This is a genomic window from Sorangium sp. So ce394 (assembly GCF_051474665.1).
Lineage (GTDB): Bacteria > Myxococcota_A > Polyangia > Polyangiales > Polyangiaceae > Sorangium > Sorangium cellulosum_D.
Map to the genome: position 1 here is coordinate 1,841,904 of NZ_CP150339.1, position 15,757 is coordinate 1,857,660.

8 protein-coding genes are annotated in these 15,757 nt (G+C 69.9%); 2 read left to right on the forward strand and 6 right to left on the reverse strand.

The window, feature by feature from the left end; translation table 11 throughout:
• Window positions 1-319 precede the first annotated feature (319 nt).
• Complete coding sequence (locus WMF33_RS06750; protein ID WP_437336351.1) at window positions 320-1,891, forward strand: glycosyl hydrolase 53 family protein; 1,572 nt, start codon at window positions 320-322, stop codon at window positions 1,889-1,891.
• 20 nt (window positions 1,892-1,911) lie between these two features.
• Here WMF33_RS06750 and WMF33_RS06755 read toward each other — a convergent pair whose 3' ends face one another.
• Window positions 1,912-3,615: a right-handed parallel beta-helix repeat-containing protein gene (locus tag WMF33_RS06755; RefSeq protein ID WP_437336352.1), complete on the reverse strand. Its 1,704-nt coding sequence runs from the start codon at window positions 3,613-3,615 to the stop codon at window positions 1,912-1,914.
• 1,038 nt (window positions 3,616-4,653) lie between these two features.
• On the opposite strand from WMF33_RS06755, the gene WMF33_RS06760 reads away from it, so the two are divergent.
• Window positions 4,654-5,511 (forward strand): alpha/beta hydrolase family protein, encoded by an 858-nt coding sequence (locus WMF33_RS06760; RefSeq protein ID WP_437336353.1) that lies wholly within the window; start codon window positions 4,654-4,656, stop codon window positions 5,509-5,511.
• Between the two features lie 119 nt (window positions 5,512-5,630).
• Here the strand turns inward: WMF33_RS06760 and WMF33_RS06765 are convergent, their stop codons facing one another.
• The 5 genes from WMF33_RS06765 to WMF33_RS06785 all read right to left on the reverse strand — a co-directional run bounded on the left by WMF33_RS06765 (window position 5,631) and on the right by WMF33_RS06785 (window position 15,702).
• Window positions 5,631-7,019: a trypsin-like serine peptidase gene (locus WMF33_RS06765; RefSeq protein ID WP_437336354.1), complete on the reverse strand. Its 1,389-nt coding sequence runs from the start codon at window positions 7,017-7,019 to the stop codon at window positions 5,631-5,633.
• Window positions 7,016-10,819: a caspase family protein gene (locus WMF33_RS06770; protein ID WP_437336355.1), complete on the reverse strand. Its 3,804-nt coding sequence runs from the start codon at window positions 10,817-10,819 to the stop codon at window positions 7,016-7,018. The genes WMF33_RS06765 and WMF33_RS06770 overlap by 4 nt, the downstream gene beginning before the upstream one ends.
• Window positions 10,816-11,967, reverse strand: a complete 1,152-nt coding sequence (locus WMF33_RS06775) for a hypothetical protein (RefSeq protein WP_437336356.1) — start codon at window positions 11,965-11,967, stop codon at window positions 10,816-10,818. Before WMF33_RS06775 ends, WMF33_RS06770 begins: the two co-directional genes overlap by 4 nt.
• A 176-nt stretch (window positions 11,968-12,143) precedes the next feature.
• The gene (locus tag WMF33_RS06780; RefSeq protein ID WP_437336357.1) at window positions 12,144-13,457 is read right to left on the reverse strand and encodes a TIGR02270 family protein; all 1,314 of its coding nucleotides are present in this window, start codon (window positions 13,455-13,457) and stop codon (window positions 12,144-12,146) included.
• Between the two features lie 82 nt (window positions 13,458-13,539).
• The gene (locus tag WMF33_RS06785; RefSeq protein WP_437336358.1) at window positions 13,540-15,702 is read right to left on the reverse strand and encodes a type VI secretion system Vgr family protein; all 2,163 of its coding nucleotides are present in this window, start codon (window positions 15,700-15,702) and stop codon (window positions 13,540-13,542) included.
• Window positions 15,703-15,757 lie beyond the last annotated feature (55 nt).

The window sequence follows — 15,757 nt, forward strand, 5'->3', positions numbered from 1 at the left end:
GCGCCCCGAGACCTTCGTCGGCCGATCGATCTCGGCACCGATCTCGTCCGCTCGGTCGTCACGGACGCGAGTACGGTGAACCCGCGGACATTGCGCTCGCGCCTCAGCAGCGCTGGGCGCGAGCGCTCGTGCTCACGGCGACCCGCGCCCGCGGCGCTGCACCGCGCAGCTCACGAGCCGGAGATCGCCCGTCGAACGAGACGCCACGTCAACGCGACGACGTTCGGCCTTCGGAGCTTCTATACCGACGTCCTCGCTGGGCGGCGTGCGATGAGCTGACACAAACTGCAACATGCCCATTCGGGCACGGGAGAACCTCATGAGAACGCGCTTTGAACGATGGCCCCTGCTGGCGACGCTCGCGCTCGGCGCCTGCCTCCCCGCAGAGGAGCTCGATGGATCCAGCTACGAGCTCGACGACGCAGCCGAGGGCATCGCCATCGATACCGCGGCGACCTACACGATCGTCGGCGTCCAGAGCGGGAAGTGTGTCGAGGTGGCCGGGGGCAGCACCGCTGACGGAGCGGGGCTGCAGCTCGCCGGCTGCAACGGCTCGACCCGGCAGCAGTTCCGCATGGAATCGGCGGGCGGCGGCTACTATCGCGTCCGCAACGTCAACAGCAACCGCTGCATGGACGTCACGGGCGCCTCCACCAGCGACGGCGCCCGCATCCAGCAATACTCCTGCTCGAGCGGGCAGAACCAGCAGTGGTCGTTCACGGACGTCTCCAGCGGCGTCGTGCGCCTCACCGCGCGCCAGAGCGGCAAGGCCCTGGACGTCAACGGCGGCGGCACCGCGGACGGCACCGCCTTGATTCAATGGCCATGGACCGGCGGGACCAACCAGCAGTTCCGAGTCACGCGCGTGAGCTCGGGCACCGGCGAGATCTTCAACCCTCCGTATATCCTGGGCGCCGATATCACATGGACCCTCGAACAGGAGTCGATCGGCCGGCGCTACCGAGACCAGGGCCAGACCAAATCCATCGAGAGGATCCTGGTCGACCACGGGTTCAACTTCGTTCGACTCCGGACCTTCGTGTGTCCGGATTGTCCGGGAGGTTATACCTCGGAGCTCTATTCGGGCGCTCGCCCGACGGAGGCCTTCGGCGACACCGCGCACACCATCGCCATGGCGAAGCGGGTCAAGGCCTGCGGGATGGGCCTGTTCCTCGACTTTCACATGAGCGACACCTGGGCGTCCATCGGTCACCAGAACGTGCCGTCCGCCTGGGCTGGGATGAGCCCCTCTCAGATGCAGAGGGCCGCTTACGATCACGTAAAAGGCGTGCTCGATCAAATGGTGGCCGCTGGCGTGAAGCCGGATATGGTCCAGGTCGGAAACGAGACCAACTCACGCATGTCGGGCGTGTCCATGAGCAACTGGGCCAACTTCTCCGGCCTCGTCAACGCCGGCATCCGCGCGGTGCGCGAGACCGACCCGAACATCGTCGTGTGGGCGCAGCACGGCCGACCGCGGCCCGACGGCGGCTTCCGCCCCTGGGTGGACGCGTACTTGACCAACAATCCGCCCATCGACGTGGATGGAATCTGCGGATCGACGTACGGGACCACCAACAATGGCCAGGACTGGAGGGACGAATTCGGGTACGTCATCAACAAATACAAACTGCCCGTGATGAGCTGCGAGTACACCGATAGCCGCAGGGATCTCGTCAACTCCGTCATGCGCGACTTCCCGAACCAAATGGGCCGGGGTTCATTCCTCTGGGAGCCGACGGCGTATGGTGATCGTACGCTGTTCGACCTCAGCGGCAATATGTATACGACCAACGCCAACATGGACGCGTACGCACGTCTGGCCCAGTCCTATGGACTCCCCGTGCCGTCGACCCCCGCCGAGGAGCTCCAGGGAACGACGTGCCAGTAGCCGTGCTGTCGAGGGGCCTGTCAAGTAGCTCGCGGACCGCGCCGGCCGCCCTCGCGTCGCGTTGTCCTCCGATCGCGGGAGCGCGCGGCGAACGCCGAGGCGAGCGCGAGGAACGCGAACCCGCCCATCCCGGCGGTGGCGTCCTCGGAAGCGACGGCGCAAGCGCAACCCGCCGCGGAGCTCTCGTCTTCCGAGGTCCCTGCGCCTCCGGCGCGGCCTGTCGATTCACCGTCGGCGCCGCCCGTGGCGCCGACGGTCTCCGGGGAGCCGCCGACCCCCGGCGCGCCACCCTGGCCAGCGCCACCCGCTGCGCCCGTTCCACCGCTGGCGCCGACCGTGCCACCGGACCCGTCGCCACCGCTCCCCTGGGCCGCCGTGCCGCCCATGCCGCCGCCAGCGGCGCCCGAGCCGCCGCCCGTCCCTTCGGTCGGCTCGGCGCCGAACTCGTAAGCGCCGAGGTCCGGCGCCGATCCGACGAACGGGAGCCCCACGTCCGTGCCTTCGTCGATCAAGGCGCTTTCGGCCGTGAGCTTCATGAACGCGCACGCGGAGGGGATGCGGCCGTCGGCCTCGCGGGGGCCGGTGCAGCCGGCGTCCGACGTGCTCTCGAAGGCCGCGCTCGCCTCCGTGATGCTCAGGTCCCACGTGTTGAACGCGGTGTCGACGCCCCCCATGTTCGAGTTCTTGTTCGGGAAGCCGATGTTGTTCCGCATCTTGTGCGCGAGCGCTCCGGTCAAGATGATCGTCTGGCTGCTGTCGTCGGGCGGGCTCGCCAGCATGTTGTATTGGGTTCCATTCTTGTACGCGGTGTTGTTGAGCCAGGTGTTGCCGCCCGACGAATGGTTCGCGTAGAAGCCCGCGGCCTTGTTCTTCCAGGCCACGTTGTTCTGCACGATGTGCCGGATGCCCGTCTTGCTGCTGCCGACCTTGAACCCGTTGCCGTTGCCCTCGCTGCCCCGACCGTTCGACATGGCGAAGCTGCCCTCGGTGATGACCGGCACCTCCTGCGAGATGTAGTCGTAGCCGTCGTCCGAGTTGTTCCAAGCGCGGCACCCCCGGATGATCGTGCTGGGGCCCGTCGTTTGGTAATGGACCCCGAAGCCGTCCCCGTTCTGGCCGTCGCCCTGGCTGCCGTTCTGGTCGTAGTTGTCGTGCGAATCGCAGTTGAGGACCAGGTTGCCGCCGTTGCCTTTGTCGATGAACAGGCCGGACCCGAAGCCATGATGGAGGTCGAGCAGCTCGAAGATGTTGTCGCTGGAGCCCTTGGTGCGGAGCAGCGAGTACGAGTGATCTCCGCTCCTGCCCACCTTGGCGTTGCCGATCTCGAGCCCTCGAAGGTGCATCCAGCTTCCGGTCACCAGGACCACCGGCACGTCGACGGCCGGGTTGCTGGTGACATACCTCGACGCGTCGAGCACCGGCTTCTCACCTGGGTAGGCCCAGATCTTGGTGCGGCTCGTCTCCGAGGTGCCGCTCCTCGAGAGGACGAGCTGGGTCGTGATGGTGTAGGTGCCGCCGCGCACCCAGATGGTGTCGCCGGCGGCGGCGGCGCTGTTCGCCTTGGCGAGGGTGGCGAACGGCTCGTCCTTGGTCCCGCGGTTTGAGTCGCTGCCGTCCGGGGCCACATAGTGCTCCGCCGCGCGCGCGTATCCGGTCGCCAGGAGCACGCAGAGGCCCGCGGTCGTCGAGGTCGCCGCCAAAGACTGCTTTCGATTCATGCTCATCGGTGTAGCCTCGCGAGGAAGTGGGGTCGCCGACGAGAAGCGTCCGATTCCATTGCCAGTTATCGCGTCTCGTTCGAGCGGCTATGTCAGGTTCGTGAGCGGCCCGGTGCGGTGCCGCGGATCGCCGGGCGTGGTCCGGGGGTCGCGGCGACGGAGATCGGGAGCGCATCGTCCCTCTCTCCCCGTGTCCCGGCGCGCTCTCGATCAATCACGGGTCGCCCGACTTTGTCATCGAGGGCTCGAAGAGTTCCCCTCGGATGGTAAGTTTGCGTCGAGAGAGGGTGCCATGGCTCACACCCGGTCGCGGGCGCCTGGGGGGCTCGCCTGCGCGGGCGGCGCGGCGAGCGCCGCCTGCGCGCGCCGGGCGCGGAGTGCTGGCGAGCGAGGCGACCACAGCTGCTCGAGGCGACGGAGCGGTCACGGCGAGCTCCCCAGGTCCGGGGCCTGGCGATTGGAATTGACATCGGAAATGTGAACGCTCACAATATCCGGGAAAGTCATCCTTTTGCTTCGACGATCAACGATCGACGATCGACGATCGACGATCGACGATCGTGGATCGACGGCGTGCCACCGGGGTCCGTGGGGCGCCTGAAGACCCGTGTACATGTGCCCCGTGAACACCACGGGCGGATGCAAGATCAGATAGATATCCAAACGTTCCATGGCGCCGACCGATGGCGCGCACGACCTTTGCCGGCGGTTCGCGGGAGAGACGCGAATGGGTCCCCTCTCTTCGCTCGATCGATGTGATATGGAGTAGCTATGAATACCAAATCGACTTGGGCTTTCACCTGGGCCGCGCTGGGCATGATTCTCGCCGCTTGCAGCGGCTCGAGTGACGACGGCAACGCTGGGGGAAGCGGCGGAGCCGCGGCGGGCACGGGAGGGAGCGCGAGCAGCTCGGGTGGCGAGCAGGCGAGCTCCTCCGGAGGGCCTCAGCCTGCGGGCTCGGGCGGCTCACAAAGCACGGCCGGAGGGGCTGAGCCCTCCGGCTCGGGCGCCGCGGGCGGAGGGTCGCCTGCCGGCGGCGGGGACATGGCCGGCGGGAACGGAGGCTCGGGCGGCGCCTTTACCGGCACGTGCACCGAGTCACGACCGACCGATCGAAGGGTGTCGGGGAGCGGCCCTCATCAGGTGGTCGTCGAGACGAACTCAGACCCGGGCATCAACGAGGGCACCATCTTCCGTCCGGCGGATCTCGGTGGGGGCGCCAAGTATCCGATCTTCGTCTGGGGGCAGGGCGGATGTTCGCGGGACGGGCTCTCGACGGAAGCGGCCATGGCCGAAATTGCCTCGCACGGCTACTTCGTGGTGGCGGACGGGACACCGGGAGGCAAGGAGCCCAACCGTGATCTCGGGGGCGGAGGCGACGTGCTGCTCGCCTACGTCGATTGGGTGATCGCCGAGAACGAGAAGCCTTGCAGCGCCTACTACCACAGCATCGAGACCACGAAGGTCGGCGCGAACGGCTTCTCCTGCGGCGGCTTGATGGCGGCGGGGACCGCCGCGGATCCCAGGATGACGACCTGGGGACACACGAGCAGCGGCACTTTCTCGCCAGATCCGGCCTTCTACAACTCGATTCACACGCCCGTGTTGATCGTCACCGGCACCGCGGATAGCCTGGGCGCGCACGAGAACGGCGCGAGAGACTTCCAGAACATCTCCGCCTTGGGCAATATCCCGGTCATGATGTTCGCCAAGGTCGGCGCGGACCATGGCGGCGATCTGTGGGCTCGGAACGGCGGCGAGTTCACGCAGGTCAACCTGGCGTGGCTCAACTGGTGGCTCAAGGGCGACGAGACGGCCACCGGCAAGGGCGCGCTCGTCGGCGCGAGCTGCCGCTTCTGCAGCGACAGAAGCTGGAATATCTCGTCTGCCAATCTGCCCTAGCGTCGATGGGTCTCGAACCGCCTTGCTCCGAGGAGCAGGGCGGCTCGGCCGACGGAGGCCCCGCGGGCCAATCGACGCATGCCCTCCGAGCTGCGCGGCTGACCCGGGAGCGACCGGCGTCAGGCTGGCGGCGGCGCGAATGTCAGCCCCTGCCGTCTGCATGCGGCGGCGATGCGCCAGATCGGAATCCCCTGGTTGTACTCCGGACGCTGGAGGTGCCCATACCCGGGATCGCCGGCATGATGGAGCGCGACGACCTGGAGCTTCGCGTCGAGGCAGGGCGAGCCCGAAGAGCCCTCGAGGGTGTTGGTGGAGTAGCGCACGCGTCGTTCGAGCACGGCCAGGGCTTGGCCGAACGTGAGCTTCAGCGGCTCCCCGCTCGGGTGCTGGAGCACGAAGAGATCCGTCCCCTTGTCGACGAGCAACCCCGCGCTGTCCTCGCGGACGTGGAGCCAGCCGCGGGCGCGGCCTGGGACCGCGGGATCCTCGCTCGCGATCGCGAGGGCCCCCGCGGGCTTCGCGAGCCTCACGACGGCGAAGTCGAGCTCGTCGTCGGTGGGCGGGGGCGCCGCGCCGTCGGGCAGCTCGTCGGCCCGGCTCGGCGGCGACTGCGCGACGATGGCGACCGTCATGTCCGCGTCGACGGGCTCGAAGACGACGCCGCCGGAAGCCGCCCCTCCGGCGACGGCGAAGAAGTCGAATCGAAAGCGAAGCGCGTCGGCCGCTGCGCCCTCGCCGAGCACGAGGGCCACCACGTGATGGTTTGTCATCACCAGATCGGCGCCGACGAGGAATCCGGTGCCGGCGGGCGTCCACTGGCCGTTCCTCCGGACCTCGACGCGGCACACGGTCGATTCGCACCGCGAGAGCTCCCTCCTCCAGGTCTGCACGTCGACGAACACGGCGCGCTGCCGGACGATCTTCTCGAGGTTGGCGCTCGTGCTGCGGGGCTGGATCGGCTCGTCGGTCGCGAGCAGCGTCGCCGCCGTCGCGAGCGCGACGCCGAGCGAGACGCTCAACCCGGCGAGCTCGAAGGTGAGCAGGCGGCTCGCCCGCGCGACGCCGTCCGCGGGGCACACGAGGTGTGTGTTGTCCAGCCCGCCGTAGTCGGCGACCACCGAGGAGAGACCGAGCGTCGGATTTGCGTCGCGCCACGCCTGGGCGAGCGCCGTCAGCCGGGCCCCGCACACGCGTCGCTCCGTCGGGAGCTCGGGCGGCCAGAAGAACGTGAGCTGCGAAAGGTGCCTGTCGTAGAGGATCGCGGCGAGGACGACCCCCGCGGACGCGAGCACGAGGGTCGCCGTCCACAGGCGCCGCCGCTCGGTCGCGGACCGCGCTCGCCGAGCGACGAAGAACAGGCCGAAGGCAGCGAGCGAGCTCGCGGCCGAGACGAGCCACGCGTCCGCTTCTCGCGGCACCGTCCACAACAGGCGCGGCGCCCCGATCGCGAGGGCGAAGGCCGCGGGTTGCGCGAGCCGCGCGACGAGCTCTCTCCGCGCCGGGCTCATCGCGTCCGTCCCCCCGCCTCGGCCTTGAGCGGCACTTCGAGGGCGACGCGTCCAGAATCGAAGAGGGCGGGCACCTGCCGCTCCGACCCCTCCGCCGACGCTCGCTCCTCGCGCTGCTGGCGCTCCGGCACGGCCTTCGCGGCGCACGCCAGCGCCAGGCTGAGCGTCTTCGAGCTCGACAGGCAATCGTGGATCAAGACGTCGGTGAGCAGGCTCCGCCCGCGGTTCGCGGTCGTCGCCAGAGACTGCGGCTGCGTCGCCGCGAGCACCTGGATCGACTTGTCGAACGCGAGCTGTCCGAACGAAGCGTCGCCCATCGGGCCCGGCTTGAACCCGCTGCCCTCCGTGAGCGCGCCGGAGTGACACGCATCGATGATCAAGACGACGCGCGCGGCGTCGATGTCGCCCAGCCAGCCGGTGAGCTCGGTCGACGAGATGGCGTGGGGGAGGAACCGATCGAGGCCGCTCTTCGGATCGCCGGCCGGCATGTCGGAGGGGACGAGATAGAATTCGCCCCGCTCGTCGCGCACGCCGTGGCCGGAGAAATAGATGACGACGAGATCCTCGGCCGCCGCCCTTCGGGCGAGCTTCACGATCTCCGATTGGATGGCGCGCTTCGTCGGCGCGCCGTTCACGGGGGTCGGCCCGTTCGGGTCGGTGAGGAGGACGACGTCCTTCGGGCCGGTGAAGCCGGTGAGTCGGCCCTCGAGCGCCGTGACGAGATCACGGGCGTCCTTCTCGGGGTGGGTCAGCCCGAAATGGACCAGGTTGTCGTTCGACCCGACGCCGATGGCGAGCACGTGCGCGCGCCGCTCCGGCCTGCGGGCCCACTCCTTCGGTCGCTGGAACGGCGCGCGGGCCGTAGGCGACTTGATCCGGTCTCGATTGAAGGCGTACGCGGCGAAGTCGACGTCCTCGATGTCGTCGCGCACCGACACCCGGACGCGGAACGTGATGGGGCGCGTCTTCTCGGCTTCGGGGACGAGCGTCTCGCAGCGCCACCGCTCCACGGCGTCGCTCTGCCGGCAGGCTGGCCGCTGCTGGGGGGCCGGGTGCCGAGCGACCAGCTGGCCGTCGCGGAACAGCCGCACGTCGTGCACCGGTCCGAGCGGCTCGGACGCGCTCTCAGGGGCGAGCTGGATCGAGACCTCGACGAGATCGCGCTGCACCGGCCGTACGGAGGTGATCTCGACGCGGGGACGAACGGTGCTGAGGTGCGTGACCGGCGCGATCGCCGGCAACGGCTCGCCCGCGAGGATCCGCGGGAGGAGTCGTGGCTCGAAGTACGCACGGCTGTAGACCTCGACCGGCAGGGGAGCGGCGTTGCCTTCCACTTGCCACGACAGCAGGCTCGCTCGGTCGAGATCGATGTCGAAGCGGCCGCTCGGATCCGTCACGGCCCACGCGCCGTCGCGGAAGGAGCCGAGGTGAGCGAGCACCCTCCGCTCCGGCTTCGTCTGCCTCAGCGTCAACATCCCGGCCGACGAACCGATCTCGATGCGCTCCGTCAGGTCGCTGGGATATTGCGGAGCGGCCCGACGGGTCACGGGCTCCCCTGCCTCTCCTGCGACGTCCGCCGTGACCGGCTTCCCCGTCGCCGTCTCGTACCACTGCGTGACGGCGCCGGAGCGGCTGGACAACGCGAAGAAGCGCGAGCTCGCCGACGCGAAGCGCCCGAAGGCGGGCTCGAAGGGAACCTTGAACCCGGCGATGCGGCGTTGCGTGCGCGGATCGAAGACCGCGCTCAGTCCGGCGAAGGAATCGTGGAAGAGCAGCCGGTCGCCGGCGGGCGACAGGACCATCAGATCTCCTGGCGACCGCGTGCGACCGTTGCACGGTCGACGCATCGCGAGGTCGAAGCAGAACGACCATAGCTCCTCTCCGGAGTTCGCGAAGAGAAACCGCCCATCCTGGGAGAACCTGAATCCAGTGATGAAGTCGTAGGGGATTACCGCTTTCAGCTGGCCCGAGCGCGAATAGACGGTGATCTTGTAACGGGTGCTCAAGGCGACGTGCATCCCGTCGTCGCTGACCGCGAGATGGCCGCTCCTCACGCCCGCGGCGGTGACCCGTGCGACCTCTCTACCTACCTCGAGATCCCAAAAGAACGCCTCGTCGCCCGCGGTGAAGGCGAGGAGGCGACGGTTCTTCGAGAACGCGATCCGGGAGATGTCGGGCGCGCGCTTGCTCTGCTGGAGGAGCGCCCCCGTCCGCGCGTCCCAGAGGAGGAACCCGGGCCCCCCCGGCGCGACCGCGTAGCGACCGTCGCGAGAGAACTTCACCTCCTCCGGAGGCGGCGCAGGGCCTTCGAACCGCACGAGGACGGCGCCCGTGGCGGCGTCTCGCAGCTGCAGCGAGCCTTCTCGAATCAGGAGCTGATCGGCGATGGGGGGGACGGCGATGTCCCACGAGCTCGCCTGGAGCGCGGCGAGCCAAGCGCGTTCGGTTCGGGCGTCTGCGTCCCAGACCCGGGGCGGCGTGGCCCTCGAGAGCCCGCCGGAGGGCGGACGAAACCACGAGCTCGTGACGAAGAACCGATTGCCGGTGACCCAGCGGACGATCCTCTCGTCGTGCGGTCCCGGAATCGCGACGCGCCAGCTCTCGGCGCCGTTCGCGGCCGCCCTGCTCGTGACGACATCCCCGGCGAAGACGAGGACCGAACGATCGTCATCGGAGAACGCGAACGCATCGCTCGGGAGACGCAGGTCGTTGAGCCAGGCCAGCGGCTCGGCGGACGAGCTGCGAAAGACCCGAGCGTGCGATTCGCCTCGACCGATGATGAAGCCCTGGCGCGGAGAGTACGACGGCTTCGATACGCGCTCTCCGAGCCAAAGGACGTCGGCCCCGGCAGCGACGTCGTAGATCCTGGGCACGCCATGGAAGAGGGTGCCACCCAGGAGAACCTGTCGACCATCGGCGGCGAGCTGCGCGGCGTCGACGTTCCATCTCCGGAGCGCGGCACCGCCGCGATCCCAGAGGGTCACACCTAAGCTGCCGCTCGTCAGGACGAGGTGGCCGTCCGGTGAATACTCGAGCCGGTCGACGGTGCCCTCGAGGATGAGGCGGCGCGTCTCGCGTCCATCGAAGCTCCAGAAGCGAACGGTGCCGTCGGCCCCGCCGGTCGCGATCTCCCGTCCGTCCGGCGAGAAGGCGACGACGCGCGCGCCCTGGGGGTGCCCTCGATTGGGCACCAACGTCGGCGGGCTCGACGACTTGGGCCTGGAGCTGTGGGCCATCGAGCCCAGCTCCCACGTGTCGATGGCGACCTCCGTTTCGGAGACGAGCGTCCTCCCGCCGTCCGCGAACCGCACCGCCTTTCCCCGGAGCGTCATCCGCTGCGCGCCGTCGGCGGCGGTCAGCAGCGAGAAGCTCGTGTCGAGCGTGCCGTGCCGCAAGAGCACGTGGTCGCCTCTCGGCGACAGCTCGCCCGCGGTGACGCCGTCGTCGCGATGGACCACGACGCGCGCCGTTCTGCGGTCCCAGAGCCAGGCGCTCCCGTTCATCGAGCTGACTCCGAGGATGTAGCGGCCGTCGCTCGAGAACTGGAAATCCGTGAAGGGGTCGCCGCCCCGGTACGTCTGGATCGGTCTGGACGTCATGGCGTCGTAGAGCGTGACGATGCCGCTGTCGGGGCTCGGACGAGCGATGAACTCGCGCTTGTCGGGGCTGTACGCGACGATATCGTGCCTGACCGACGCGACGAACGGCGCTTCGGGATGGCAGGACGGCAGCGCGGCGGAGGCGCTCGCTGCCACGAGGAGGAGCAGCCCGGAGATCGACTGTCGCGGTGTCGGCTTCACGGCACGAGGAGCTCCACCTCGTGCTCACCGAAGGCCATGCGCACCTCCGCGCGGACCGAGCTCGCGTTCGGCGGGCCGTCGCCCGTCCAGATCCGATAATTCGCCTCGGGCAACGGTTGCTCCGCGGGCGACGTCAAGCGCGCGAATTGCCGGACGCCGATGCCTTGGGAGGCCAGCGCCTCGGGCGCGTAGTGGACGCGGAGCCCGGGCACCTCGACCTTCGCGCCCCCGCTCATTCGGACGGTGCGAACGCGGACGTTCACGAGGCGCGAGCGGTCGGGGAGCTCCCCCGGCGCCTTGGTCTCCTTGAACGCCAGCATCCAGACGCCCATGTCGTCGGCGAGGGTCTTCAGCCAGTCGAGATCCGCGCTGTTCAGACCCCGCCGTCGGATGTCGCGCAGGAGCGACACGAACCGATCGCTCGCGAGGGCGATCTGCTCCAGCGCCTCGGTGTTCAGCGCCAGCCGCCGGCTGAGGACGGCGAGCCGGATCAGATCGAATTGATCGACCAGTGGTCCGGTCAGCTCGCGGAATCGCGCCGCGCGCCTCATGTCCTTGGAAGCGGGTGCCTTGAGCTTGGGGAGCTGCCGCTCGACTAGCGCGGCGTGCTGCTGAAGCAGCACGGCGTTGTCTTCGATCCTCTTCTTCACGGGCGTCGCGCGCGTGAGGCGGAGACGACCGCTCGGGAGCGGTGTCGCGCCGTCGGCTGCGTCGACCGTGGGCAGCACGATGGCAAACCCCTTCGGCAGCGTGGAGGTGAGCTGGGCGCTGTTGAGCTCGTAGAGCAGACCGAGCGATTCGCCGTCGGGTTGGATGCCTGCCTTCTCCAGCACGGCGAGCAGATCCTCGTCGTTGGCGAGGACCGTGCGCGTCGCGCCGATCTTCACCGCACGCGCGTCGAGGGCCGTCCAGGTCCCCGGTGAAGACTGGAAGGCGACCTCGACGTCCGGCGGAACGGACGGTAGTCGAGCCGGGGGCGGGGATGGAGAGGCCGACGGAGGCAGCGACGTCGCCGCGGGCGGTTCCGGCGCGGGCGGTCCCGCCGCGAGCGGGGCGACCGGCAGCTCGCCGCAAGCGCAGCTCATGACGAGCACGACGGAGGCCAGGGCCCGCGCGCAACGTACGACCGTCTGCTTCGCGCGCCGCATTGCATCGACTGCTCGCGGATCGTTCGTCGTGCGGTCAACGATCGCAGGGGCGCTTGCGGAGGACAACGCGCCTTTTTCGACGCCATGCATGAATGATTCTCTTTGCGCCTTTGCGCCTTTGCGCCGTTGCATCGAGCTCTCTCTCCGGATCCCTGGCCGACTCCTGGCGGGCGGAGCTAGCCGAGTCGCCCGAGCGCCTCTTGCTGCGCGAAGCCCGGCCCCCGCACCTCGAACACCGCCCGCCCTCGCTCCCGCAAGCTCAGCTCCACCGCCGCGGCCCCGCGCGCGATCTGGTGGCCCTCCCGCAGCGCGTGCTCCAGCCCCTCGCGCGTCATCGCCCGGCCGAGCAGGTACCGCGTCCCCGGCCGGTACTCCGCCGCGCGACGGCGCCACCAGGCCGAGACGCCCGCGACGTCGGGAAAGGGAAGATCCCCGTCCGGATCCATCGCCACGTCATGATCGCTCGGGTCGTCCGTCGGCCCCGCGCGGAGCCCGCTCGGCGCCCGCCGCGCGAGCTGCTCCGCCGCCAGATCGAGCCCCGTGATCAGCGAGATCGCCTGGCCCGAAAGGCGCGCGAGGGCCGGATCCCCCGCGACCTCCAGGAGCCACGGCACGGCCGCCGGGTCGCCCAGCGCCCACGCCGCCGATACCGGCACCCGCGGATCGCGCGCTGACCGCTCCAGCGCGCGCAGCCAGGTGGACGCGACCGCCGGCGCCATCCGCCGCATCGCCATGCTCGCGGACTCGGCCGCGAACGGCCCGCCGCCGTTCGCGAGCTCCCGGAGCACCAGCGCGGACGCGCCCTCGCCGAGCAGCGCCGCCGACCACGCCGCCCAGAAGCGGCACGCCTCGTCGTCGGCGCGGAACGACGCGCGCACCTCGGGGAGCAGGTCGACCCGCCCGAGCTGCCCCGCGGCCCGCAGCGCCCGCGCGCGCAGCCGCGGGTCGCGCGCGAGCAGCGCGTAGCCGAGCGGCGCGCCGGGGTCCTCGCCGTGCGCCGCGCACGCCGCGATCCCGAGCCATTGCAGCGCCGGCGGGGACCGGCCCGAGAGGAGCCCGGGCAGGAGGCGCCGCACGCGCTCGAGCGGCGTCCACCCGAGCGCCGACGCGATGCCCCGCGACACGTCCGGCGCCCCGCCGCCCACGTCGAGGACCCGCGCGAGCCCCCGCAGGTCCCAGCGATGCACCGCCACGATCGCCGCGCCGAACACCTCGCCCCCCTCGGCCTGCTGGAGCAGCGCGCGGCACGCCTCCCAGCCCGCGTCCCCCGCCAGCCTGAGCCCGTCGAGGTGCGCCTCGATCCGGTCGTCGAGCTCGGCCAGGTCCTCGAGGCCGTAGGCCGCGCTCCGGGCGGCGCGATCCCGGAGGAGCCACAGGAACGCCGCCTGATCGGCGTGCTCCTCGCACAGCGAGGCTTGCAGGGTCGCGCTCATCCCCGCTCGCCCGCGCGCTCCGTCGACCTGCGCCGAGCCGCCCCGGATCCGGTGCACGCCGCCGCTCCGCCCCCGCTCGCCCGCCTCGCCATGCGCCCTCCTCCGCTCGATCCATCCGTGGCCTCGATCGGACTCGCCGTCAGTTCATCCCGATCTTGCCGCCCTTGACGCTCACGTTGCCCGAGGCTTGCACGCTCACGTCGCCGCCGGACTTCACCGCGAGCTTCTGCCCTTCCACCTGGATCGGGCCGTCGGCCTTCACGACGAGCTGCTTTCCCTGCAGCACGACCTCGCCGCTCTGCTTGATCAGGATCTGCGCGTCGCCGACCTGGATGGTGAGCGCTTTGCCCACGATGACGGCCTTGTTCTCGCCGATCTCGTCCCGCGCGCTCTTGCTGACCGTGACGGTCATGTCCTTGCCGACCGTGATGGCGTAGGCCTCGTCCACGCTCACCGACTTGCTCTTGCCGACGGTCTCGTCGCTCGCCTCGCCGACGGATTCGGTCTTGCTCTTGCCGATCGAGAGCGTCGCCGACGCGCCGATCGAGACGCTCTGGCCGCCGCCCACGTCGATCGACTGGTCCTTGCCGACCGACTCGGCGTGGCTGCCCGACACCGCGACCGTCCGGTCGCCGCCGACGTCGAGGCGCTCGTCCTGCCCGATGCTCTCCGTGTGCGTCTTCGTGACCTCGATGGCCTTGTGGCCGCCGACGACCTCGCGCTGATCGTTGTCCACGCGCTTGGTCCGGTCGCGGGCGACGTGGAGCGCCTCGTCGCGGCCGACGTCCTGGGTCCTGTCGTTGCGAACGACGGTGTTCCAGTCCTTCTGGGCGTGGAGGAAGACCTCCTCGGAGCCCTTCCGGTCCTCGAAGCGGAGCTCGTTGTAGCCCTCGCCGCCGGACGAGCTGTTCGATTTGAAGGCGCTCTTCGTCTTCTCGGCGGGCAGCGCGTACGGCGGCACGTTGGCGCCGTGGTAGACGCTGCCGACCACGAGCGGGCGATCCGGGTCGCCCTCGATGAAATCGACCACGACCTCGTGGCCGATGCGCGGCAGGACGACCGCGCCCCACGCGCTGCCGGCCCACACCTGGCTCACCCGGATCCAGCACGAGCTGCGCTCGTCCCGCTTGCCCTGCCGGTCCCAGTGGAACTGCACCTTGATGCGCCCGTGCTCGTCCGTGTAGATCTCCTCGCCCGCGGGGCCGGTCACGATCGCGGTCTGGACGCCCTTGATCGAGGGCTTCTGCGTGACGAGCGGCGGGCGGAACGGGACGCCGGCGGGGATGGCCTGGAACCGCGTTTCACAGGGCGGCTTGCCCTCGTTCACCACGGATTCCATGGCGGGCTCGTGGCCGCTGTGCTCGACGCGGACGAGGAGGTAAGCCTGGTTCACGTCGTCGCGCGGGTGCTCGGCGAGCGAGAACGTGCGGCCGGCGAGCATGCGCGGGCAAGCGGCCTCGCCCTCGGCGATGCGGCGCCTCGCCGCGAGCTCCTCCAGGCGGACGCGCGCGCGCTCGCGCCCCGCGCCCGGCGCGTCGTAATCGCCGGGGTGGTCGTAGATCTCGAGATTGTCGTCGCGCTCGCCCTGCTCGGAGCTCTCCAGCGAGAGCGCCGGCTTCTTGAAATTGTAATCGCGCAGCGTGACCTTGCCGGGCTGGACCTGCTCGGCGTAGCGGAAGCGGGAGACGTGCTCGCCGCTGATGAGCGCGCCGAGCGGCGGGCGGAACACGAGCGCCGCCTCGCCGTCGATCGGGGGGTGGGCCGAGGGGTCGTCGCAGAGCACGAGCGTGTGCGCGTCCGCGTCGTGATCGAACCAGTAGGCGATGCCCTCTTCCTCCATCAGCCGGCTGGCAAATGCCCAGTCGGTCTCGCGGTACTGCACGCAATACTCGCGGGGCGCGTAGCGCCCCCGGAGCGCGAAGCGGCAGTCGCCCGGGGCGACGCCGGCCGCCTCGAAGACCTTCTTCAGGATGTCGGGGACCGCGAGCTCCTGGAAGATGCGGCTGTCGCGCCGGTGGAGCAGGCGAAAGACGTCGGGCACCAGCACCGCCCTGTAGGTGGTCAGCTTCTTCCCCTCTTCGCCGAGCTCGAAATGGGCGATGATCCCGTGGACGCGGCGGACGTCCTCGCCGACCCGGAAGCCGAGCGACGCGCGCTTCCCGATCGCGGCGCCGAGGGCGAGATCGCCGGCGAGGCTCACGAGCGTGATATCGAACCGGAAGAGCTCGGAGATCGCCTCCTGCCCCTCGAAATGGACGACCCGGAGATCTCCGCCGACCCCTTCGATCTGGAATGTGTGCACGGATCCCGCTCCTCCCGAGAGGCGAGCGCACGGGAGCGCGCGCGCGAGCTCGCCC

Bases quoted from the DNA above. Each gene is read 5' to 3' on its own strand.
- WMF33_RS06755 (WP_437336352.1), bottom strand. From the start codon at position 3,615: ATGAGCATGAATCGAAAGCAGTCTTTGGCGGCGACCTCGACGACCGCG.
- WMF33_RS06750 (WP_437336351.1), top strand. From the start codon at position 320: ATGAGAACGCGCTTTGAACGATGGCCCCTGCTGGCGACGCTCGCGCTC.
- WMF33_RS06765 (WP_437336354.1), bottom strand. From the start codon at position 7,019: ATGAGCCCGGCGCGGAGAGAGCTCGTCGCGCGGCTCGCGCAACCCGCG.
- WMF33_RS06775 (WP_437336356.1), bottom strand. From the start codon at position 11,967: ATGCGGCGCGCGAAGCAGACGGTCGTACGTTGCGCGCGGGCCCTGGCC.
- WMF33_RS06760 (WP_437336353.1), top strand. From the start codon at position 4,654: ATGGCCGGCGGGAACGGAGGCTCGGGCGGCGCCTTTACCGGCACGTGC.